The organism is Colwellia sp. SU-HH01172 (assembly GCF_057553355.1).
In genome coordinates this window covers 203,158-227,021 of sequence record NZ_BAAJMB010000003.1, presented here as the reverse complement: position 1 = coordinate 227,021, position 23,864 = coordinate 203,158, and the positions used below count along the sequence as shown (strand labels likewise).

Here is a 23,864-nt window from a genome sequence, read left to right as displayed (position 1 = left end):
AGTTAAGTGAGGTAAAAAAGCCACGATAAAATATCGTGGCTTTCGGGTGGTTAATAATACTTGTTCGGTAGATTAATCTAAGGCTTTAAAACGAATTGCTGCACCGCCACTGGTGGCTAACGCTAAGGTCATTTTATCGCTAGAAGTCACTTCTTTATTTTCTATGATTAAATCATACGGGTTGTTTATCCATTCAGCTTTGTCACCATCACGATAAATTTGTGCTTGATAACGTTTACCTTGCTCAAGAAAGCCTAATTTCAAGGTGATTTCACGAGCATTCTCATCGGTAAGGGCACCAAAATACCAGTCATTGCCATAGCGCTCTTGACGAGCAAAGGCTACATAGTCACCAACTTCACCAGCAATGGCGATACTTTCATGCCAGTCGGTAGGTACATCTTTAATAAACTGAAAAGCAGGCATATTTGCTTGATAGTTTTTGGGTAAATCAGCCGCCATTTGAATAGGGCTGTAAAGTACAACATATAGTGCAAGTTGCTTTGCTAAAGTGGTTTGTGGTCGGTTACTTTCACTGCCTAAACCGTTGAAGCTCATATCAAAAATACCTGGGGTAAAGTCCATCGGGCCAGCTAGTAAACGAGTAAAAGGGAGTATTGCGGTATGCTCAGGTGGGTTTGGTGGTGTGCCCCAAGCATTAAATTCTTGGCCTCGAGCGCCTTCGCGCGCTATCCAGTTAGGGTAGGTTCTGCGTAGCCCAGTTGCTTTAATTGGCTCATGGGTATTGATGCTAATTTTATGCTTAGCGGCTTCAGTAATACTGTGCAGATATTCATTGACCATAAATTGGCCGTCGTGCCATTCTTTGCGCACTATGCCATCTTCATCGATACGTTTGATATTGCCACCATCAGCAACATAGCCGGTTTTTATTTGGCTAACGCCATGTTTTTCATAAAGTGCATAAGCATCTGACATTTGATTACGGTAGTTGGTAACACTGCCCGATGTTTCATGATGACCAATTAAACGTACACCTTTTTCCGCACCATACTGACTTACTTTGGCGATATCAAAATCATCATACGGCTTGGTAAAATTAAAGACATCACCATTACTGAACCATTCGCCATCCCAACCAATATTCCAACCTTCCACTAACACGCCAGAAAAACCATGCTCAGCGGCAAAGTCCATGTAGCGCATGGTTTCGCTGGTGGTGGCACCGTGCTTTTTACCGCTGCCCCAGGTATTGGCATTAATGTGCATGCCCCACCAAATACCAACATATTTGCCTGGTTCAACCCAAGAAACATCACCAAGCTTGTTGGGTTCATTAAGGTTGAGTATTAAGTTTGAATTTAATAAACCGACCGCGTCTTTACTGATTTGTATGGTGCGCCATGGCGATTTAAAGCTTGTTTTAGTTTTTACTAAGCTGCCATCTGACCAAGGTGTTAAGTCAGCCTTTAAAGTACCTGGGCGCTGTTGATTAATAGTCATGGCAGCGTAATCAACTAGCGCGGCTTCGTGAATGCTGACATGGGTGCCAGAAGGTAATTTAAAAGTGAACGGGGTATGGGCTCTATCAACACTTTCAACATTTGTCGTGTTGTAAACATATTCATAACGATTCCAGCCGCGAGCAGGTATCCACCAGGCGGTCGATTCTTTTGCGTTGGCTAAAGCAAACTCAGTGAGTTCATCAGTAATTTCTACTTGATTTAGACCCTTTTGCTTCGGTACTTCATAACGAAAACCAATACCTTCGTTAAAGGCGCGAAAGCGAACTTTGTATTGGTTGGCGCTATCTCGCTCTGTGGTGAAAGTGAGCAGTAATTCATTATGATTATTGATAACATTTTTACGCTCTCCCCATGGTAATTGCCACGTTGAGTCTGCAGTCGCTTTGCTTACTGAAGTGATTTTGAAACCATCGCTAAAACCATGCGCGTTGTTAAATAACATGCCTAACTTTGACGTGGTAATTACCGGCTCGCCATCAAAGATTACTTGGTAATTAGGTTGGTTGTCATCATTAACACTAATGGTGATTTTATTATCTGGAGAGCTGACATGTACTGTTTTTGCTAAAACCATGGCGCTGGAAAATAAGCCAATAAACAGTGCGGATAAAGGGAACGCGATATTTTTCATTATTGCTCTAGTTGTTAAAAAGTCGTTGTTCAAGCATAAAACGCTAGCAGGCAAAATACATTAACTTGCATACGTATTCACGTAACTGGTTAACCATTTAATACAGCTGCGTATTAGTAGTAGCAATTTAGCTATTTGGAGTTCAGCAATAGTGACAGATAGTTAGTCGCCATTTTTATTGTGATGAGAGTAATTCAATATGCAAACAGCTAAGGTAACAGCTGTTTTTGCTCGTAGGCTGATCATATATTTTCAAATGCATAGCGAAAAATAATTTTACAATTAATCGTGATGTTTATTGAAAACACTGCTTTACTTAAAAAGTAAATGGAATTTACCAATAGCGGTTAAGTATGCGATATCAAGGCATAGCGTATTAAAATTAGCGTAACGTTATTTTACCTTGTTAAATGCTGCTTATTATTTATGTTGTTAATGAGTCGTAGTAAGGAGCTCTAAATTATGGAAGGGTTTATGCCGACCGAATTTGATCAAAATGATTTTGAAATTGAACAGCCACCAATAAGTTGTAAATTAAATATTGCCGCAGAGCAATGCATAGTTGACGGTATTTTTATTGACTTTGTACTATTGAATCAATGTGATAGTGACTTATCAATATTAACTTGGTATACACCTTTAGAAGGTTTTTCCTCAAACCTTTTTATCATCACTGATAAATATGGCAAGCAGGTTTCATATCAAGGACCTATGGTGAAACGTTCAAAACCGACATCTACTGACTATCAATTGATTCGAGCTAAGGGCAATGTCGCAACTATGCTAGATTTAAGCTTAGTGTACAGCTTAATTCCTGGAGATTATAAACTACAGCTAAACAAGAAAACTCTACAAGTGATTGAAAATGGTATGCCCATGAGTATTTATCAATGCCAAACGGATACCTTAATGTTTAGTGTGCAATAATTAATGCTGAAGTCATTCATTCTAATGATGTATTTGACCGCTAAGTTTTTTAGTTTTAGCTGAATATCTGCATACGTATTCAGCATCTAAATGAGAATGAAATTTGTTGACAATGTTAGACGTTTAAGGGGGAGATAATTATACGGTAACTCAGCTATTCAAAGGGATGATGTCTGATTTGTCTAGCAAAAACATACTCTTTCTATAAGTAAAATTATGGGAAGGGGGAGTCTGTGAATACGTATGCATACTCTGTGCATATCTAAAGAAGCCTTCTATATTTAATCAGCTATGAAATTAATAGCCATGAATTAATAAAAGCAAAAAATAAAAATTCAAGGATGATATAGAGGGAAAATCTATTATGTTTAAATCCAAGCCCAATAAGCTCACATTGGCGATGATTTCTTGTGGTTTATTAACTTTGTCAGGGGCCAGTTATGCTCAACAAGTTGATGAAAAAGAAGAAAGCCAAGCTGACAAAGAAATTGAAGTTATTGAAGTTACTGGCTTTCGTCGCTCACTGATTGATTCTATCAATCAAAAGCGTTTTGCCGATACAGTCTCTGAACAAATCACCGCTGATGACTTAGGTGCCTTGCCTGATGTTTCAATGGCTGATGCCTTAACGCGGTTACCAGGTATTTCTGCCGTACGAACCGGTGGTCAGGCCGCTGAAATAAATATTCGCGGTATGTCGGGTGGCTTTATTTCTACCACCTTAAATGGCCGTGAACAAGTTTCTACTAGTGGTCAACGCAGTGTTGAGTTTGACCAATACCCGTCTGAGTTAATTTCAAACGCAGCGGTTTATAAGTCACCCAAAGTCTCAATGATCGAAGGTGGTGTTGCCGGCTCTGTTGAGATGACAACTGCTAACCCACTAAAAAATGAACAAGAACATAAGTTTACTGTTAATGCACGTGGTATGTATAACGATTTAGCAAGTGATATTCCAGATGCTACCTCGAATGGACACCGTTTTAGTGTTTCATACCAAGGTAAATTTATGGATGAAACACTAGGTGTTGCACTTGGTTATGCACGTTTATTTCAGCCGAGTGCAACTCAGCAATTCATTGGTTTAGCTTATGATAAATCCCGAGATGTTGATCAAGTTGAAGGAGATACCGGTGGCACAACAAGTTGTCCTGAATGTGAATTTATTAGTGAAGGTTTTGAATTACAACATAAAGGTGGTGAAGAAACCCGCAATGGTTATGTAACCACTATAGAGTGGCAACCCACTGATAACTTTAATTTAAAATTTGACGGATTTTACTCAAAATTTGATTCTGAAGAATTTGCACGCGGCTATCGGGTAAAACTTGAGGGCAGTCAAGCCGCGATTAGTAACCCTATTTATCACGATAATTCAATTATTGGCGGTACGTTTAATCGCACCTCGAACAGTGCAACGCGTATTGAAGTCGTCAATGATGATAATACCGATCATGATGAAGTAAAAAGCTTAGGTTTAAATGCGGATTGGGATGTAACAGAGCGCTTAAATGTCAATATCGATCTTTCTTATTCTTCAGCAGAGAGTAACTTTCGAAATGGTTTGATTTGGTCATTGGTCTCTACTGATGCTAACGCTGAAAACCCAGAATTTGATAATAATGTTTCTATTAGCTACGGATTAAATGGCTTAAACCTTCCTGATGTCGGCTTTAATCAAGCTGACGCCTTAACTGATTTAAATAAGGTGATGGTGACAAAATACGGCATTTATCCATATGAAAATAAAGATGAAGTTAGTGCTGTTCGTTTAGATTTTACCTATCAATTAGATAATGACTATTTTTCATCTATCGAATTTGGTGCTCGTTACTCTGAACGTGAGTATGACAACCAGAGATCAGTTTTCGAATATGGCAGCGATAGTAGCTTCAATTCTCCTGAAGCTCCGTTAAATATAACCTCTGATATGGCGACTGTTGTTAATTGGTCAGGCGACTTTTCATATTTCCCCAGCTACCTAGCGCTAGATCAAGATGCGGTACTTAATGCTTGGTTCCCTAATGGTGTTCCTCAGCCCGTGCAAACATGGGGTTTTTCAGGTGATGCGGTAAATGGTGAAAACCCATATTTGAATAACTATGATTGGACGTTGAAAGAAAGCGGCACTGTATTTGAAGATATTACAGCCGTTTATATTATGGCTAATATTGATGCGGAAATTGGCGGTATTCCTGTTACCGGTAATATTGGTGTACGGGTGGTCGACACTAAACAAGCGGCTACGTCATTGCAAGATGTTGGTGGTGATGTCGCGTTAGGTGCGCAGTATATCACTGATGAAGTTGGCTTAGTTAATGATAGATATTTTCCAACGAAAATTAGCAACAGTTATACAGACTATTTACCGCAAATGAACTTGAACTTTAGGTTAACTGATAGTGATCAAATACGTTTTGCTGCTGCCAAGGTGATGAGTCGACCAAATATCGATAGATTGGCGTCAAATAGCAGTACTAACTTAACCCGAATTTCAACCGAAACTGAAACTTACTTTGAAATTAGTGGTCAAGCTAAAAATAGCCCGCATTTAAAACCTTTTTATGCTAATCAATATGATCTGTCTTATGAAAGGTATTTCGAAGAAGGCAATGGTTCACTGATTGCAGCGATTTTTTATAAAGATATTGATTCAACAGGTATAGTGACACAAACCATTAGTGAGTATGACTTTGCTGCCAACGGGTTAGCGGTACCAGAGCAAATGGTTGATCCAGTAAGTGGCGTGCCGTTAGAAGTAAGAAATGGCTCTTTCGAAACCGCATTTAATGATGAAGAAGGAGGTTATATACAAGGAATTGAGTTTACTTATACGCAAATATTCTCTTTCTTACCTGATTTTTGGTCAGGCTTAGGTTTGCAAGCAAGTTATTCGTATACCGAAAGTGAAATTCAACAAATATCAAAGACAGGGTTACAAGATTTACCTATTTCATTGCCAGGGTTATCTGAAAATGTCTTTCAAACTACCTTATTTTGGGAATATGAAGGTTTTGAAACCCGTGCCAGCATTCGTTATCGCGATGAATTTGTATCTGAGCAAGTTGCCGTAGAAGCTCAAACAGTTAATTACGATGCTGAAACCATTGTTGATTACCAAGCTTCGTATCAAATTAACGATAATTTTAATGTGGTATTTCAAATCAATAACCTGACTGATGAGCCAACCAAAAGTTACTTTGGCGTTAAAGCGCAAACAGGAACGATTCAATATTTTGGCCGCCAGTTCTTTTTGGGTATGACTTATTCGTTATAAGCACCTAGCTATTGGAGTAGAATTTATGTTTTATAAAAACTCAATGTTACGGCTGCTTGCTATAACATTTATTACTATCGTACTGTCTGCCTGTGGCGGTTCAGATTCAACAAAGTCAGGTACAACGTTACTAACATGTGATGTACCTATGGTGCCAGATGCTACTGGATCAACGTGTGTAGCACCTGAGCCTATTCAATGTCCAGTGCCTACAGTACCAGATGCACTAAATGAGAGTTGTGTTGTGGGGGTTGATCCTGACGCACCTGCGCCAGAATTCTTTCCAAGTGACACTCAAGCCGTACTTTATTATAACCGTGCCGACGGCGAGTATGATGAATACAAAATGCACAATTGGAATGATCCTACCTGCAATGCTTATGCTGAAGACTCGCTAGCGCCAAGTTGGGACAATGGTTTAGTGCATACCGGTGTAGATGCTAACTATGGCGCCTATTGGGTTGTAAACTTAATTGATGACTTTAGTGATTGTGGTAACTTCATCATTCATAAAGGTACTGATGACGCCGGTAAAGAGTTTGGCGGTGGTGATTTTAAAATGCCACTAAAACAAGATGATGAAACATATCAACGGATGAACTTCACTTTTTCAGGTGTTGCGTCAATTTTTGAATACCCTATTGTTTCATTAGGTGAGCAACCTTTACAAATTGCTGATTATGCTGCGCATTGGATTGATAGTAACACTTTTGCTTGGAATGTTGATGAAGCGGTAACTGAGGTTCGCCTGCATCATTCGGCCAATGCAGACATTGAAGCGGATGACAATGATAACGTTAACGGTACAGCAATTACTTTGTCTGCCGTCGACTTATCAGACGAACAAAAAGCTAATGCTCCACTTGTTAGTGAATGGAAAGCATTTTCAGGTGATTGGTCGATAGATGAAGCGAAAGTGGTATTAAAAAATCAACAGGTTTTAGTTGGTTACAACAGTGAAGGCAAAGCGATTGCAGCCACTTATGTGCAAACAGCTAAAGCGCTTGACGATGTTTATACCAAAGGTGAGGCGGATGCAGATGAAGCGACGCTTGGCGTTACTTACGACAATGAAAATATTAATGTTGCCGTATGGGCACCAACAGCGCAAAGTGTAACGCTAAAAGTATATGACGCTGATAAAAAGGAAACGGCTAGCCAAGCAATGACTGAAGACGCCAATACAGGTGTTTGGTCATATCAAGGTGATGCGAGTTTAGATCGCCAATTCTATCGCTTTGAATTGTCAGTTTATCATTATCAAAGTAAACAATTAGAAACCTTATTGACCTCCGACCCATACTCTGTGGGGCTTTCTACCAATGGTGATTACTCCCAGTTTGTTGATTTAACTGATATTGAGCTTATGCCCGAGGGCTGGCAAGATCATAACGTAGTTGCTGCTGGCAATTATGAAGATGCGGTTATTTATGAAGGCCATATTCGTGACTTTAGCGCGTTAGATGAAAGTACAGATGCGGAAAACAGGGGTAAGTACTTAGCCTTTACTGAAACAAATTCTTTACCTGTGCAACATTTACAAAAATTGGTCGATAATGGCTTAAGCTATTTTCATATGTTACCGGCAAATGATATTGCATCAATCAATGAAGACCCTGCATCTATAGTTAATATGGATAATACGGTAGCAGAGCTTTGTGCTATTAAAGCTGATGCGCCTGTTTGCGGTGTTGAGGGGGCGGATGAAACACTGGCTTCAGTTTTTGAAAGTTACAATAGCTACTCAAATGACGCGGCAAATTTAATGAACGCGCTACGCGAAGTAGATAGCTTTAACTGGGGCTATGATCCTAAGCATTTTAATGTACCAGATGGCATTTATGCTTCTAACGCTGATGGTGTAGCTCGTATTACTGAAATGAGGGCTATGATCAAAGCTTTACACGACTTAGGTTTACGCGTCGTGTTAGATGTTGTTTATAACCACACTAGCTCTGCTGGCTTATCGAACAACTCAGTTTTGGATATGGTTGTTCCGGGCTACTATCACAGTAGAAATATCGAAACAGGTGCTATTATTCAATCAACTTGTTGTAACGATACTGCACTTGAACATCGTATGATGAATAAAGTGATGGTGGATTCGTTAAAAATATGGACCCAGCATTATAACTTTGACGGTTTTCGTTTTGACATTATGAGCCATGGTTCGAAAGAGCAAATGCTTGCCGCCAGAGATATTATTCAAGCGATTGACAGTGATACCCATTTTTATGGTGAAGGCTGGACCCGTGATGATCGTGGTTTTGAACAAGCGAACCAATTTAATATGGCAGGTAGTGAAATAGGCACCTTTAATGACCGCTTGCGTGATGGTATTAGAAAAGGGAAATTCTTTAGTAATGATGCCAATGATAATGATGCCTATAAGCAGCAAGATATTATTAAACTTGGCCTAGCCGGTTCACTTGCCGATTATGTGCTGAAAAGTGCCAGTGGCACTAGCAGTTTAGGTAGTGCATTTTCACCAAATATGTATGCTAAAGACCCTGCTGATGTCATCAACTATATTTCAAAACACGATAATGAAACCTTATGGGATCAATTGCAGTTTGTACTTTCTCCTTCAATGGATATGCAAGCACGAGTTAGAGCTCAGAATGTTTCACATTCAATTGTATTACTTTCTCAAGGTATTCCATTCTTACAAATGGGCGGTGATTTTTTACGCTCTAAGTCGTTAGATCGTAACACCTATGATGCGGGTGATTGGTACAATTTTGTTGATTTTACCTTTGACAGTAATAACTGGAATAAAGGATTACCTCTTGATAAAGGTGGCAAAAGTGATGAAGAGTTATTACGTATTGCACTTAATGCCGATAGTAATGTTGGAGTGGCTGAAATTTCATTTGCTTCAAGTGTTTTCAATGAGTTCTTAAATATTAGAACGACTAGCCCTTTATTTAGCTTAACTACCGCACAAGATATTATTAACCGTGTTGGTTTTCATAATATCGGTAAAGGCCAAACTCAAGGCTTAATTGTTATGAGTATTGATGATGGCAGTGATTTGGAAGATTTAGATCCGGCAAATGATGCTATCGTCGTTGTCGTAAATGGCTCAAATACTGAATTGTCGCATACAGTACCTACTGCAGAAGATTTTAGTTTACATAGTGTGCAGTTAAATTCAGCTGATAGTACGGCTTCTGGTGCCAGCTTTAATCAAGGCGAAGATGAGGGGACATTTACGGTGCCAGCACTAACAACAGCGGTATTTGTTAAGGCACAAGGTGAGCAACAGGGAGCTGGTTTATCCGCAATCGCAACATCTGGAGCACCTGATGTAGTACCTTATGGTGATACAGCGGTTTATGTGCGTGGTGGCATGAATGATTGGAGCACAACAGATGCGTTAACTTATCGTGGTGACGGTATTTACCAAGCTTCAATTAAGCTAACAGCACAAGACTATGAATTCAAACTTGCTTCTAGCGATTGGAGTACAGTTAACTTGGGCGCTCCACAAGCAGGTAATGTGGTTGAAGAGGATATTGATTTCTCACTCGCCTCCGGTGGCAATAATTTAGCATTATCAATAACTACTGAGTCTACATATACCTTTACCCTTGATGCCTCAAATATTGAAGCACCGGTATTAACTGTCACAAATGAGGAACCATTTTTGGGTACCGTGCCATATATTCGCGGTGATATGAATGGTTGGGGGGAAACAAATCCGCTGACTTATATTGGTAATGGTAAATACTCTGCTACCTTTACTGTTAATGCTGCTACCCATAACTTTAAAGTTGCCTCTGTGGATTGGTCAACTGTTAACATGGGGGCACCAGCGGATGATGCAGAAGTGCTATTAACAGAAGAACAATTATTGTTGTCAGGCAGTAATGATAATTTAACGATGACCTTTGCTACTGAGCAAGAATATACTTTTACTTTCGATGCTTCTGATTTAGAGGCTCCAACAATTTCCGTCTTCAAAGCAGAAATGTTTGCTGGTTCCAGTGTATATGTTCGTGGTGAGATGAATGATTGGGGTGTAGTGGATGAAGTGACTTATCAAGGAAATGCAAGTTATTCTGTTGAAATTGATTTAGATGCAGCAGGTTATGGCTTTAAAGTCGCTTCAAGTGATTGGTCTACGTTCAACTTAGGTGCCGGTGATGAAGGTAATGTTGCTAACCTAAATCAGCCACTAATCTTATCGCAGGGTTCAAGTGATAATTTGTCTTTCACTGCTGATGAAGCTGGGACTTATGTGTTTACGGTCACAGGACCTAATCCGGAAGCGCCAACAGTAACCATATCGAAAAAGTAAATAGTAATGAATTAGAGCAGGCTAATGATTTAGCATTGCTCCGTAACTATTAAAACGCTCTAGCTTGCTAGAGCGTTTTTTATTGCAAAACGATAACATTATTCTTTGGATGCTATTTTATTTGGCTGGCTTACATACGTATTCAGCGCTGACTGCAATTGTAAAATGCATTGATTTATTGAAATGGGTAATCATCTGTAAATTAGTGTAATCCAAACTAGCTTTATTGAAGTGAGAGAATGAAATTTTCCATTATCCTTTGTATTTAAAGAGATTTTGGAGAATAAATAAAAAGCTCTATTGAAAGTAGCTATTGTTTTATCATTAGAATAATCTTTGTTTCATTAATTCAATAAGTCATTGGTGAAAGGCATCAATTAACGCTTACCAGCTGAACGGTGTGATGAATACGTATGCAGATGGTATTCATTACTTATTGCTCACACTATATTAGGAGCGTCTGCTAAAAATGCAGAGAAAAGCAAATACAAATTAGTTACATCAGCGCAGGAACGCTGAACAATAATTAAAGCAGGGATGTTTAGGGGAGTTCACCAATGTTAAGTTTCAAACCAAGCCGAGTAACTTTGGCTTTGCTATCAAGCGGCTTTATGGCATTAAGTCTGCCTGCTCTTGCAGAAGAAGTGGCTGATGAAAAAGCAAAAGAAAAAGAAGTTGAAGTAATAACAGTTACCGGCATACGCGGCAGTTTACAGCGTGCTCAAGCAATTAAAATGAGTTCAAACTCTATTGTTGAAGTATTATCGGCTGAAGATATTGGTAAGCTTCCTGATACCAGTGTTGCTGAATCATTAGCACGTCTTCCTGGTGTGACTGGCGAAAGACGAAATGGCCGCACCAGTGGTTTATCGGTTCGTGGTTTTAATGAAAACTATGTTGGCACTTCTCTTAACGGTCGTGAATTATTAGGTATGGGTGACAACCGAGGTGTTGAGTATGACTTATATCCAACGGAAATCGTCTCTAATGTCGTGGTATATAAAACCCCTGAAGCTGGTTTAGTATCGCAAGGCATTGGTGGCACGGTTGATTTACAAACAGTAAGCCCGCTAAATTCTGAGCCAGTTATGGCATTCAATGCCAACTTTGAGCAAAACAAAAAAGATTCGGCCAACCCAGATTATGATAACGATGGTCATCGTTTTTCATTTAACTACGTTGATAAGTTTATGGATGACACATTAGGTGTTGCATTAGTCTTGTCATCTTTGGAAACTCCTCGTCAAGAAGAAAACTTTCGTGCCTGGGGCTATGCAGATACCCCAGACGGTAACAAAATTTTAGGTGGCCATGACTCATTTGCTCGTTCAGCACTATTAGAGCGCGATTCGATTGCTGCAATCGTTGAATACGCACCAACAGATGCGTTAAAAATACAATTTGATGCTTTATACATAGACTTTAATGAAAACGATGTTCGTCGTGGCCTAGAAGAAGGCGGCCCAGTGTGGGGCGGCGTAAATTATACTGAAACCAATGTTGAAGACGGTTTAGTAACCTCAGGTTACTGGGATGGTTTTCATTCAGTAGTGCGAAATGATGCTCGTACCCAAGACTCAGAATTAACGACCTTTGGTTTAAATGTAGAGTATGCGTTAAATGATGATTGGACAGTAGAGCTAGATGTATCTACCGGCTCAGTAGAGAAGTCAATTATTGATGTTGAAAGTTATTCTGGCGTCGGTCGTGCTGGTGTTGATGGTCGTCCTGCTGCTGCGCGCTCTTGGCAGATGACATCTACAGGTGTTATGTATAGTGACCACCCAACATTAGCAGGTGTTGATTATACAGATGAAAGTTTAATGCGTTTAGCTGGCCCACAAGCGTGGGGTGCACCAATTATTGGTAGTGACGCGCAAGATGGTTTTATTAACCGACCAGAGTTTGAAGAAGACTTAGATAGTGTGCGCTTACAAGTTGAAGGCTTGTTAGAGTATGGCATTATTTCTGGGGTTGAAACCGGTGTTTTATACTCAGATCGTACTAAAGAAAAAATTAATGAAGGTGACTACTTAACAGCGCCAGAGTATCCAAATGATGGCCCAATCCCTAACGTGTTAGGGGTTGCTGACCTTGGCTTTATTGGTATTAATGGAGTCTTGGCATACGACAGTCTTGGCTTATATAAAAGTGGCTATTATACCGAAACAGCAGCTTCATTAGTGCAAACCGATCGCTTGGGTGATACCTATACTGTTGAAGAAGAGCAATTGTCTGCTTACGTAAAATTAAACTTAGAAGCTGAGTTTGGTGATGTATTAATGAGTGGTAATATTGGCTTACAAGCGATTAATATTGACCAAAAATCAACAGGCTACTCGGTGGTAGACAATGCAAATGGTCGTGTAGATGCGACCCCTGCAACTGGTGGTGATTCGTATACCGATATTTTACCAACATTAAATTTAAGCTTTGAAGTGGCTGAAAATCAATTTATTCGTACGGCCATGGGGAAAGTGTTAAGTCGTCCACGTATGGATGATATGAAACCAAATAACCGCGTCACATTTGCGTTTAATGATCAACAAATTGGCAGCTCTGCTATTCAAAATAGCCCATGGTCTGGCAGCTCAGGCAATCCAACTCTTAAACCACTTGAAGCGAACCAGTTTGACTTGTCATACGAAAACTATTTTGCTGACGATGGTTATTTTGCGGCAACGTTTTTCTATAAAGATTTAAAAAATTGGCATAGAAGCGGAGATACAGCTACTGATTTATCTGCGTTTTACATTGAAGGATACCACCAATCACAAGGTTGTTATTTAAATGGTGTAATCTCACCCGAGAACATAGTAGATAATGATGAAAATTGTGCCAATGGTGGCGAGCATCTAGCCCCTGTTAGTTTTGATGGCTTAGTTGATTCAACTGAAGATGGTTTAGAAGGCTTTGTTAGAGGTTATGAGTTGCAAGCGAGTTTGCCATTTCGTTTGATTCATGAAAACTTAGAAGGTTTTGGTATTGCCGTTAGTGCGACTTTTCTTGATGGTGAGTTAGAAGATGGAGAAAGAATTCCAGGCCTTTCAGAAGAAAGTTATTCATTAACAGCTTACTATGAATACAAAGGCTTTGAATTCCGTATTGCCGGTACTAAACGTGATGAATTTTTAACAGAAGAGCGTGGCCTAAGTTTAGCACTTGTTCCTGTTGAAGATTTAGGTTCAGAAGTTTGGGATGCGCAAATTAGTTATGACTTTAAAGAATCAGGTATTGCATCACTTGAAGGCTTACGTATTACTTTGCAAGCACAAAATATAACGGATGAAGATACATTGAAAGCTGAAGCGGCAGACTCTCGTCAAATTAGATCTTATCAATCATATGGTGCTAATTACTCTTTAGGTATTAACTACAAGTTTTAATTATCGCAAGAATTTGATGATGTGTTTGTAACTATAAAACCTGCTAGGCTTCTAGCAGGTTTTATTATTTTTACTGATAAAAAATTACTAGCTAAATTTGATAGAAAGAGAATTACAAATGGCAAATAACATTAAAAAAGTTGTTGTTTTAGGTGGTGGCACTGCGGGGTGGATGTCAGCGTCGTTGATCAAAAAATTAATGGGAACGAGTGTTGCTGTTGAGTTGGTTGAGTCTGATGATATTGCCAGTGTTGGTGTGGGCGAGGCCACTATCCCACCGATTCGGTTATTCAATAGTGCTTTAGGTATAAATGAAGCCGAATTTTTACGAGAAACAAAGGCGACGATAAAACTTGGCATTAAGTTCGAACACTGGAAAAATACCGAAGAAAGTTATTTTCATACCTTTGGCGCCGCAGGTAAAAGCTCACCATTTTGTCATTTTCATCATTATTTAAAACGTGCACAAGATGCTGGCTTAGAAAATCACTTATGGGATTATGACCTAAATTATCTATGCGCAACGCAAGGTAAATTTGCGCAAATAAAATCGAAAGATCCTATTATCGATATCCCTTATGCGTTTCATTTTGATGCTGGCTTGTATGCGCGATTTTTAAGAAAATTTAGCGAAAAAATTGGCGTTAAACGCACCGAAGGCATGGTTGCCAACGTTAAGCAATCCAAGAGTTCTGGTAATGTTAATGCTTTAGTTCTTCAAAATGGAGAAGAAGTTAGTGGCGATTTATTCATTGATTGCTCAGGTTTTCGAGGCTTATTAATTCAGCAAACATTAAATACCGGCTATGAAAACTGGGGGCATTGGCTACCTTGTGATCGCGCTATTGCTGTACCATCAAAAAGGTTTGATGAAACATTACCTTATACGCGCTCAATTGCCCATGCGGGCGGCTGGCAATGGCGAATACCTTTGCAACACAGAAATGGCAATGGTCTGGTTTATAGCAGTAAACATTATACTGATAAGCAAGCTAAAGAATTACTGTTGGCTAATATTGAATCTGAGCCTTTAGCTGAGCCTAAAGTGATCAAGTTCACCACTGGCCGTCGACGTAAGCAATGGCATAAAAACGTTATTGCCATCGGGTTATCTAGCGGCTTTTTAGAGCCTCTGGAATCAACCAGTATTCACCTAATTCAATCGGCAATTGTTCGGCTTATTCATATGTTTCCGCAAAACGGTATTAGTGAAGCGCAAGTTGATGAATATAATAGGCAGTCGAAAGTAGAATTTGAACAAATCCGAGATTTTATTATCTTGCATTATCATGTTAACCAACGAGACGACAGCCAATTGTGGCGCGATTTACGAGCTATGGAAATTCCAAAGTCACTAGCGGAAAAAATTAAATTATTTAAAGAAAGTGGCAAAATATTTCGTGAACAAAATGACCTATTTAATGAGGGCTCTTGGTTACAAGTCATGCTAGGACAAGGAATAGAGCCACAGGATTATCACCCTATGGCCAATGAAATGCCATTACAGCAGTTAAATGTAATGTTAGAGAAAATTAAAAATATTAAGCTCGAACCTTTATCTAAGCTACCGACGCACGACGAGTATTTAGAAAATTTTTGCAAATTATAGAATATGCACTAAAACCGTTATCTTTGTTGATGCGAGTACCTTAATTGGATATAAATTGTTGTACCCGATTAACAAGCGTTGATGTAGGTACTAACGATCACTAAATACAAAAAATTTTTAGGATAAGGACAGATATGAAAAAAATATCAATTGGCAACTCAACGGTCGAATCTTCACGTTTTATTTATGGTTGTATGCGCATTGCCGGCGATAATACCACTGATGATCGCAATAAAGGCAAGCGCGCGATTATGACCGCTTTGGAAGAGGGCTATAATCATTTTGATCATGCCGATATCTACGGTGGCGGGGCATGTGAAAGTCTGTTTGGTGAAATACTGGCAGAAAAGCCACGGTTACGTGAGCAAATTATTCTCACCTCGAAGGCAGGAATTCGACCGCGTAATAATGATCAAGACAGCTACGCACCAACACGTTATGACTTTAGTCAGCAATATTTGTTAGAAAGTGTCGAAGGCTCACTCAAACGGTTAAATACTGATTATTTAGATATGTTTCTATTGCATCGCCCTGATTATTTGTTCGATGTACATGAAGTGGCTGAAACCTTTGCACGATTAAAAGCCACTGGTAAGGTCAAACATTTTGGAATTAGTAATTTTAAACCCTCGCAAGTTGAGTTATTAAAGTCAGCTGTTTCAATGCCATTATTGGTTAACCAAGTGGAAATCAATATTCATAATATCGATACTTTACTTGATGGTACGCTAGATCAATGTCAGCAACATGGCATAACACCTATTGCGTGGTGTCCTTTGGGCGGTGTGGCTTATTCTGCTTGGGGCAATACCTTCTCAGTTGACGATGAGCAACGTATTGAAAATGAATTGGCTAAACAAAGTGAAAGATATAGTTGTGCACCTTGGCAGATTATTCTCGCTTGGTTATTGAAACACCCTGCTGGTATTTGTCCTATTATTGGTTCTACAACCCCTGAGCGCATAGTTGTAGCTAAACAAGCTCTTGAATTAGATTATTCACGTGAAGATTGGTATCGATTACTCGAAGCAAGAAATGGTCAAGCAGTGCCGTAACTTATTTTAATAAACGAAAGCTATCACCTGCAGATAACACCAATCGTGGTTTATCGTTGAGTCATTTTTCGAAAGAAAAATAACGAAAGATAAAGTGCCAGTTGCGAAGCTATGCTCAATACTACTCAGGAAGTAGATTTATTAATTGCCAATTTTATGTTTGTATATCATGAAGCCGTGTGTGCTCAAAGGAACCAAACAATAAATAAAAAGCAAGAAAGTAATGGTGCCAATAAGGCCAATAATATGGACATTGCTATATCGCTTGGTGCTGGCGTTGGTATGATTTTTGGTTTGGCAATGTATGGAAACCCTGGGCTAAGATTAGTTTTTGCTGCCGGTATTGGCGTTGTTTTCGGTAATATTATTCGTACTAAATAAATTTGATAAGTAATATTTATCAGCTTTTGGGGAAAGTTATTAGGAGTCATTATGTTAATGTTTATTGTACTTGTTTCCGTTTTGTTTTTACTAATGCTGCGTTCAGGTATCGCCGAGTATAAATATTATCAATCAGTAAAAACATATGAAGCTGAGGTTTGGCAAAAACTTGGCTCTCCAAAACTTTTTAAAACTCCGCTGGTGTTTGTATCTTCTAATGGGCTAAGAATACTACAAGGTATTACAAATGAAACTGTGTCTGCACTTGCCATTAAACACCGTAAAGCAGGCATACAGTTTTTGGCTTATGTTGTGATGGTTTTGGTTGTTAGTATCGTTTATTTTAAATCCGCATAATCATTTGTTATCTCGTCAACCGGTTATTTCACGCCAGAATGTTTTTGACCGATAATAGGTTTTACTTCTGTTAGCATTACGGCTTTTTTCTCCTTCGTGAGTTCTCCTTCAATACCCAGCTGAATTTCGGAGCCACCGTCAATTATTTCTGAAATATAATTAGAAGCGTAATATCTCAATAGTGGAAATTTAAGCAAGAAACACTAAGCTTGATTTGATACCTTGTTGATAAAGGGAGTTGTCTTTTAGTTATTGCCGTATTTTCTTCTTTTATTCTATTCTCACTATGTGTTTTTTACAAAATTATAGTTAATAAAATTTTTTATAACAGATTAATAAACAAGCGATTACTAGATTTTTAATTAGTGTTATATGGAAAAGCAAGGTAACAAACTACATTTGCTAAATAAAAGGAAGCTATTATGTCAAAACTAATTTTGTCACTCGATGGCGGTGGTATTAGAGGAGCAGCGACCACACAATTTCTTTCCAAGGTGGAAGAGAAGTTACAACTAAATGGTAAAACAATTCGAGATTGTGTTGATTTCTATGCTGGTACAAGTACCGGCAGTATTATTGCCTTGGCACTTGCTACAACAGATATGACCATGGATGAAATCAACAAATTATATAACTATAAAACCGCGCAGAAAATCTTCACTGAAAACAAAGGTTGGTTTGAGATTGACGGTGTCAATGCGCCAAAATATGAAGCAAAAGACAAAACTAAGGTGCTGAAAGAGAAATTTAAAGAGGCACGAATTGATGATATACCTGAAAATAAACATATTTTAGCGGTGACTTATGCCATAGAAAAACGCCGACCTATGATCATTAAATCGACCAAAGCTGATTATCAATCTTTGTACTCTTATCAGGTCGCCGATGCTTCTAGTGCCGCGCCAACATATTTTCCAACTAAAGAGTTAGAAGTACCGCCAGAGCAAGACGAGTCTTGGCTTATTGATGGTGGTGTTATTGCCAACAATCCAACCATGTGTGCAATTGCAGAAGCAAGGCGGTGTTGGAGTGATGAATCAATTAGTGACTTACGGGTGTTGTCAATTGGTACTGGCTTTATGACCAGAAAAATTAATGGTCCAGAATCAAGAGGTTGGGGCGCATTGCAATGGATGACGAAAGGTAAGATTCTCGACATCCTCAGTGATGAGCGCGTTGTGGCTTATCAAGGTATTACCATGATGGACCAAGGCAGTTACATACGTGTTAATGCCAAGCTGTTAAAACAACCGGGTTTACCAAATCCACCTGATGATGCGATGGATGATGTCAGTAAAACCAATATTAAAAAACTAAAAGAGCTAGGGGATTTTTGGTTTGAGCAATATGGTGAAGCGGTCGTACAGTTATTATTAGGGGACTACAATGGCCCGTCGCTCGATCGTATTGACCCTGAAACAGGCACGCCGATAAAGCATAGCTAGCAAGTTAATTTTGTTGGTTTGTTAATAAAAAAGCCCTGTTATTTTGTAATAACAGGGCTTTTTTAATTGCTAAGTTTTATCTGAGAACATAAAACTAATGCTATTTTTACAGACCGTTATGATATTGAATATTGGTAGACTCAGGTACTAAGTCATTTAATTGTTGTTTGACTGCTGAGTCGTTATCTGTTGCTTGCTCAGACAGCAATTCTTCGAACTGTTGGATCAACAAGGCTTTATCTGGCGATGCTCTGTCACCTGCGCCAATGTTAGTTAAGTCAATCATAAAGCCATCAAACAAGTGTGATAAGTCTTCGATAATTTCCATATTTAAAAACTGGTCTTGGTTATAAATACTCGGGTAACCGGCTTTTTGTTTGTCGATAGCAAACGGCACGCCTTTAAGGTTGGTGATGCTGGTTGACTTATCGCACGACAACATACATCCGTTGTCGATACGGGGCTTTTCACAACCAACACTTTGTTGGAAGAAACATTGGCGGCTGGTCATCAACAAAATAGGGTGGTAAATACTGTAAAACAATTTAAAGTTATCTGGACGAGCAATGTTTTTTATCTGCATGGCATTAATTTCATTAGAAATAAAAGCGCCGCTACAGTCAAAATCTTCTTTTAAGGCTAATAATGCGTATGAGTTAGTGGTATTTAAAAATGGTCCTGCAATCCATTTAATACCTAATTCATTAGCGCGATAAGCAATACCTGTGTTGTTGGTAACGATCAACTCTGGTTTTACTTGCTCTAAAATATTAACCGCAACATCGTAATCTTTGCCAATTAACACTGCCGGAAACCACGGAATTAAACGCGGATTCGCCTGTAAAAAGCCAACATATTTAGTACAGCCACGCTTGTAAGCATCAGGTAATTTAAAGTAAATATCGGCATCGGTAACATTAGCCAATTCAACATCAGACTCATCACAAATTAATAGTGATAATTGAGCTTTATTGCCGTTTTTAACGTCAGCTTTAGGGTGACTAACCAAGGGTGGTAAGGTTACTTCAGGTAATACAGTGACAGAATTATTTAACCGGCTAGCAATGTCATTTTTAAGGGCAGTGAGCTCTTTAAAGGGAATGCTTAAGCCATCGTTTAAGTTATCGCAGTTTATTTCTTTTAGTAAAAACTCAGCATTATTAAAGCTTTTAAAACGTTTGTTAATGGTAGCTGCGTCAATAAAGGCTTTATCACTGGCTCTTAATAAACTTGTTGATTGCACGGTAAAGGTATTTTGCTCAACAGAGAAGCCTTCGGTTGTTACGGTTATCGCTAACGCTTGTCCAAGTTGGCCTGCAAAGCTTAAGCTTAACGGCACTTTTTCAATGCTTAAGTGTTTAATTTTTTCAACCACTTCCGCCTCAATAGTATTTTTATCGGCTTGCAGGTTTTGCTCAACGTCTTGAATTTGCACTACCGAAATTGCTTGGCTTTCATCAGCTTTAAATTTGTTTACCGCATGAACTTTTGAGTTATCACGCGGGTTATCAATAAACATCGACTGGTTTAAATCACCACGCAAAAAGGCATTGGAAAAGTCGCGGTTAAATACTTTATATAAACGCTCGCCATCTTCGGTTAGCTCGCCCGTATTAAGGAAACCATCAATTTGTTTGCGGAAGCTATCAACTACCGTATGCACATAGTTAGCGCCTTTTATCCGTCCTTCAATTTTAAATGAATGCACGCCAGCGTCGATTAATGCCGGTAAGTCAAAAAAGGCGGAATTGTCTTTAATGTTTAACGGGAAGTTATGGCCTGATGGCGTGGTTTCGTATTCTTCACGACACGCTTGGCTGCAACGGCCACGGTTACCGGAATTACCGACGCTGGCAGAGGTTGAATAACATAAGCCTGAAAAGGCAACACAAAGTGAGCCATGAACAAACACTTCGGTGAGTACGTCGTGCTCGACACAAACCTTATTGATTGCGGTAATTTCGCGCAGGTTTAACTCGCGAGATAAATTAACCCGAGACGCCCCCAGTTTTTTCAGAAAGGGAATTTGGCCAATGTTATGGGTAGTTAACTGGGTAGATGCATGAATATCTAATGTTGGGAAATGCTTTTTAATAATATTAAACATGCCGATATCTTGCACGATAACGCCGTCTAATGTGGTGTTAACGAGTTTGCTGAGCAATTTGGCAATCGACTTAAATTCACGTTCTAAAATAATAATATTTAGCGTTAAGAAAATTTGGCAATCGTATTGATGCGCTAAACGAATAATACCGATAAGTTGCTCGAAGGAAATATTAGCAGCGCGATTTCGGGCGTTTAGTGTGTCTAAGCCACAATATACCGCGTCAGCGCCGGCAATAATGGCCGCTTTGATGGCATCAACATCGCCACCGGGCGCTAATAATTCAATTTTGGGTTCCATTTTTACAACTTATTGTTCGCTAAATTTAAGAGCAGGGATTTTACCCGTATATTTCCCGAATGAATACCGTTAAAGTTGCACTTTATAATGCGTATAGTTTTAAAAAGAAGAAAATAATGGCACTACCTATCCTTTATTCGTTAAGAAATTGTCCTTATGCCATGCGAGCACGAATAGCGATTTATAAATCGCAACTGCCTATAGCGCTGCGTGATATTGTGCTAAGCAATAAACCTGAAGAAATGATAGTTGCTTCGCCTAAAGCCACAGTACCAGTTTTAGTGTTAAACGAAGCTTCGGAGCAAATTAAGGTTATTGATGAAAGTTTCGATATTATGCTGTGGGCGCTTAATCGTGCTGACCCCGATAATTTACTGCATAAAATAAATCCGGAATTATTAAACGAAATGTTAGCGCTGATTAATGAGTTTGATGTTGAATTTAAAGTCCGTCTAGAAGCGTATAAATGTGCTAAACGCTACCGTGAAACTACGTTAATTGATTGCAGAATAGCTTGTGAAGCATATATTCAATTATTAGAAACACGCCTAGCTAAATACGAATTTTTATTCTCAGCGCGAGAAAGCTTAGCCGATATTGCCTTATTACCTTTTATTCGACAATTTGCCCGAGTAGAGCGCCAGTGGTATTTGCAATCGCCATATCCAAACCTGCAAAAATGGCTAAACCGTTATTTGCAAAGCCGAATGTTCACCAAAGTTATGGCCAAATACCCGCTTTGGTTAGAAAGCGGTGAAGAAGTGATTTTTGTTGGAGAATAGCTGTATACAACTTTTATTAGAGTTCACGAATTCCTTGAATGGAACCACGCAATATTTGTCCATCTACTAACTTTATATAGTGACCAACCTTGTCTTGCCCTTTTTCCAAAATAGGAATGTTTTTAGGAAAAATTATGGATTGTTCAAATGTACGCCAATTAATGCGATTATTGTAAAAATTAGTCGTACTTTCAATTTCCACCCAAACATATTCTAGCGGGGTTGTTTTTGCTATTTCGACTTTTTGTGTTTTTACAAGCTTTAGTTTACTTTGAAATTCTGGCAATAGTGCAAAGTTTTCTCCTCGTTTTTTTGAAACTACAGATGGATAGCTTATCCCAGCTAATGAACTGTTTTTCTTTTTCACCCCTAAAAGTACCTGTGTAATAGCCGCTGTTAACTTGTATTCATAGCTAAACGTGTGGTGAATACGCTGAATAAATTTATCTGCAAAAAAATTAAATAGTATCGAGTGGGAGTGCAACAACTTGTCAGGAATATTCGTAGTCACCGAAGTTATGTTTAAATCTTCTATAACTTCCCACTCTGACAGAAACAAAAAGTCACCAGTGTTTGCTCGACATTCTCTTAGCGAGCGCTCTATACATGTCGAAGCGTAAAACATTGGACTTTGTGGTGGATTACATCTCTGAAAGCCTTTCACTAGTTTTTTCTGTGGCGCTAATATTGAATTTACATATGTAGGGGTTTTCTCACGAGTTAATTTGTCGTCCTTATTATGCTTGAAATGGGCTCTAAATAACCGTTCTCCTTTTTTCAAAGTACATGCTACTGTGGTTGCTTCATGGAGCGCTTTTGCTTGAGAAGCAAGAATAACTAATTCACTAACTTTTTCTACTATAAAATCATATTCAACATTTTCTAAATCTAATAATCGGAGTTTGTTTATTCTTTCATTGATAATTTTGTTCATTCTTTCTGCTATCTCTAAATAGGTGTAAGTGCTTTCTCAATCTGAGTTAAGTAATAGTCTATGTATAAATGTTGGTTGACCTCATTATCCCATATTAGAGGGGAAAGAATCTGATTTATGCCAAGTCTTAAAGTAACTATTGAACATGATTGTAAAGCACTAACAAAGAGGCAAAAAGGTAATAGAAATGACAATTAATGCATAACCTCTTATCGTCATGGATTCTAGTTGATTAGGAGTTGTTGAAACTTGTTATACGCGAAACTGATAAACATTACTTTCTGAGCCATACAATTGCATGGTGCCGATAAAGCTGAAGTTTATTTTTTTCAATAAATTATGGGAGCTTTGGTTCGTCAGTGAGGTCACTGCTAAAATAGTGTTTAGAGAATGTGCGACAACGTCATTTTTTAATACCGCTTCGGCGGCTTCTTTTGCATAACCTTTGCCACAAAATTCAGGTAAAAAAGCATAACCTAAATCGGGATAATCTAGCTCTGGTCTTTTCAGTAAACCACACATGCCTATTAGTTTTTCATCTGGTGCTTCAGCGCTGGATTTATCATTATTTTCTAATAACACGGCATATAAACCGTAGCCATAATTTTTATAGCTTGCCTTTGGCCCTGTTGTTAAATAGTTTTTAGCATCGCTAATAGTTCTTACTTGCTTATCGGCAATATTTTCAATGAAAGACTTTTCATTGAGCAGTCGGACAATAAACTCGGCATCATTGAGATTGAATTGCCTGATGGTTAATCTTGATGTTTGACATATTTGCTTCATTAAATTCCCGCTATTTTTTAGAGCAAAATAGAAGCTGGCTAGGATTTTCAATACCTTAGCCAGCTGCTTCACTATTTAATAACTAGTTCTGATATAA

14 protein-coding genes are annotated in these 23,864 nt (G+C 38.7%); 10 read left to right on the top strand and 4 right to left on the bottom strand.

Annotated features, from left to right (window positions below; genetic code table 11):
• Positions 1 to 72: 72 nt before the first annotated feature.
• Positions 73 to 2,061: a glycoside hydrolase family 97 protein gene (locus AC27JP_RS10430; protein WP_487115201.1), complete on the bottom strand. Its 1,989-nt coding sequence runs from the start codon at positions 2,059 to 2,061 to the stop codon at positions 73 to 75.
• Positions 2,062 to 2,592: 531 nt separating this feature from the next.
• Between AC27JP_RS10430 and AC27JP_RS10425 the strand changes: the two genes are divergently transcribed.
• The 9 genes from AC27JP_RS10425 (at position 2,593) to AC27JP_RS10385 (ending at position 18,858) form a co-directional block, all read left to right on the top strand.
• Positions 2,593 to 3,045 carry a hypothetical protein gene (locus AC27JP_RS10425; RefSeq protein ID WP_487114753.1) on the top strand — a complete coding sequence of 151 codons (453 nt, stop codon included), beginning with the start codon at positions 2,593 to 2,595 and terminating at the stop codon, positions 3,043 to 3,045.
• 364 nt (positions 3,046 to 3,409) lie between these two features.
• On the top strand, positions 3,410 to 6,322 hold the full coding sequence (locus AC27JP_RS10420; protein ID WP_487114751.1) for a TonB-dependent receptor: 2,913 nt from the start codon (positions 3,410 to 3,412) through the stop codon (positions 6,320 to 6,322).
• A gap of 25 nt (positions 6,323 to 6,347) precedes the next feature.
• Entirely contained in the window at positions 6,348 to 10,625 is a 4,278-nt protein-coding gene (gene pulA / locus AC27JP_RS10415; RefSeq protein ID WP_487114749.1) for a pullulanase-type alpha-1,6-glucosidase, read from the top strand.
• 557 nt (positions 10,626 to 11,182) lie between these two features.
• Complete coding sequence (locus AC27JP_RS10410; RefSeq protein WP_487114747.1) at positions 11,183 to 14,011, top strand: TonB-dependent receptor; 2,829 nt, start codon at positions 11,183 to 11,185, stop codon at positions 14,009 to 14,011.
• Positions 14,012 to 14,129: 118 nt separating this feature from the next.
• A complete protein-coding gene (locus tag AC27JP_RS10405; protein ID WP_487114745.1) occupies positions 14,130 to 15,620 on the top strand; it encodes a tryptophan halogenase family protein in 1,491 nt (496 codons plus the stop codon).
• A gap of 134 nt (positions 15,621 to 15,754) precedes the next feature.
• A complete protein-coding gene (locus AC27JP_RS10400; protein ID WP_487114743.1) occupies positions 15,755 to 16,675 on the top strand; it encodes an aldo/keto reductase in 921 nt (306 codons plus the stop codon).
• Between the two features lie 111 nt (positions 16,676 to 16,786).
• Entirely contained in the window at positions 16,787 to 17,056 is a 270-nt protein-coding gene (locus AC27JP_RS10395; RefSeq protein WP_487114741.1) for a hypothetical protein, read from the top strand.
• 51 nt (positions 17,057 to 17,107) lie between these two features.
• The gene (locus AC27JP_RS10390) at positions 17,108 to 17,413 is read left to right on the top strand and encodes a hypothetical protein (RefSeq protein WP_487114739.1); all 306 of its coding nucleotides are present in this window, start codon (positions 17,108 to 17,110) and stop codon (positions 17,411 to 17,413) included.
• 422 nt (positions 17,414 to 17,835) lie between these two features.
• Positions 17,836 to 18,858 carry a patatin-like phospholipase family protein gene (locus tag AC27JP_RS10385; RefSeq protein ID WP_487114737.1) on the top strand — a complete coding sequence of 341 codons (1,023 nt, stop codon included), beginning with the start codon at positions 17,836 to 17,838 and terminating at the stop codon, positions 18,856 to 18,858.
• 106 nt (positions 18,859 to 18,964) lie between these two features.
• On the opposite strand, the gene AC27JP_RS10380 is transcribed toward AC27JP_RS10385, so the two are convergent.
• A complete protein-coding gene (locus AC27JP_RS10380) occupies positions 18,965 to 21,265 on the bottom strand; it encodes a peptidase U32 family protein (protein WP_487114735.1) in 2,301 nt (766 codons plus the stop codon).
• 116 nt (positions 21,266 to 21,381) lie between these two features.
• On the opposite strand from AC27JP_RS10380, the gene AC27JP_RS10375 reads away from it, so the two are divergent.
• On the top strand, positions 21,382 to 22,047 hold the full coding sequence (locus tag AC27JP_RS10375; protein ID WP_487114733.1) for a glutathione S-transferase: 666 nt from the start codon (positions 21,382 to 21,384) through the stop codon (positions 22,045 to 22,047).
• Positions 22,048 to 22,063: 16 nt separating this feature from the next.
• Here AC27JP_RS10375 and AC27JP_RS10370 read toward each other — a convergent pair whose 3' ends face one another.
• On the bottom strand, positions 22,064 to 22,981 hold the full coding sequence (locus AC27JP_RS10370; RefSeq protein WP_487114731.1) for an RES family NAD+ phosphorylase: 918 nt from the start codon (positions 22,979 to 22,981) through the stop codon (positions 22,064 to 22,066).
• Between the two features lie 252 nt (positions 22,982 to 23,233).
• On the bottom strand, positions 23,234 to 23,767 hold the full coding sequence (locus tag AC27JP_RS10365) for a GNAT family N-acetyltransferase (protein ID WP_487114729.1): 534 nt from the start codon (positions 23,765 to 23,767) through the stop codon (positions 23,234 to 23,236).
• Between the last annotated feature and the right edge of the window lie 97 nt (positions 23,768 to 23,864).

Bases quoted from the DNA above. Each gene is read 5' to 3' on its own strand.
- AC27JP_RS10430 (WP_487115201.1), bottom strand. From the start codon at position 2,061: ATGGTTTTAGCAAAAACAGTACATGTCAGCTCTCCAGATAATAAAATC.
- AC27JP_RS10425 (WP_487114753.1), top strand. From the start codon at position 2,593: ATGCCGACCGAATTTGATCAAAATGATTTTGAAATTGAACAGCCACCA.
- AC27JP_RS10420 (WP_487114751.1), top strand. From the start codon at position 3,410: ATGTTTAAATCCAAGCCCAATAAGCTCACATTGGCGATGATTTCTTGT.
- pulA (WP_487114749.1), top strand. From the start codon at position 6,348: ATGTTTTATAAAAACTCAATGTTACGGCTGCTTGCTATAACATTTATT.
- AC27JP_RS10410 (WP_487114747.1), top strand. From the start codon at position 11,183: ATGTTAAGTTTCAAACCAAGCCGAGTAACTTTGGCTTTGCTATCAAGC.
- AC27JP_RS10405 (WP_487114745.1), top strand. From the start codon at position 14,130: ATGGCAAATAACATTAAAAAAGTTGTTGTTTTAGGTGGTGGCACTGCG.
- AC27JP_RS10400 (WP_487114743.1), top strand. From the start codon at position 15,755: ATGAAAAAAATATCAATTGGCAACTCAACGGTCGAATCTTCACGTTTT.
- AC27JP_RS10395 (WP_487114741.1), top strand. From the start codon at position 16,787: ATGCTCAATACTACTCAGGAAGTAGATTTATTAATTGCCAATTTTATG.
- AC27JP_RS10390 (WP_487114739.1), top strand. From the start codon at position 17,108: ATGTTAATGTTTATTGTACTTGTTTCCGTTTTGTTTTTACTAATGCTG.
- AC27JP_RS10385 (WP_487114737.1), top strand. From the start codon at position 17,836: ATGTCAAAACTAATTTTGTCACTCGATGGCGGTGGTATTAGAGGAGCA.
- AC27JP_RS10380 (WP_487114735.1), bottom strand. From the start codon at position 21,265: ATGGAACCCAAAATTGAATTATTAGCGCCCGGTGGCGATGTTGATGCC.
- AC27JP_RS10375 (WP_487114733.1), top strand. From the start codon at position 21,382: ATGGCACTACCTATCCTTTATTCGTTAAGAAATTGTCCTTATGCCATG.
- AC27JP_RS10370 (WP_487114731.1), bottom strand. From the start codon at position 22,981: ATGAACAAAATTATCAATGAAAGAATAAACAAACTCCGATTATTAGAT.
- AC27JP_RS10365 (WP_487114729.1), bottom strand. From the start codon at position 23,767: ATGAAGCAAATATGTCAAACATCAAGATTAACCATCAGGCAATTCAAT.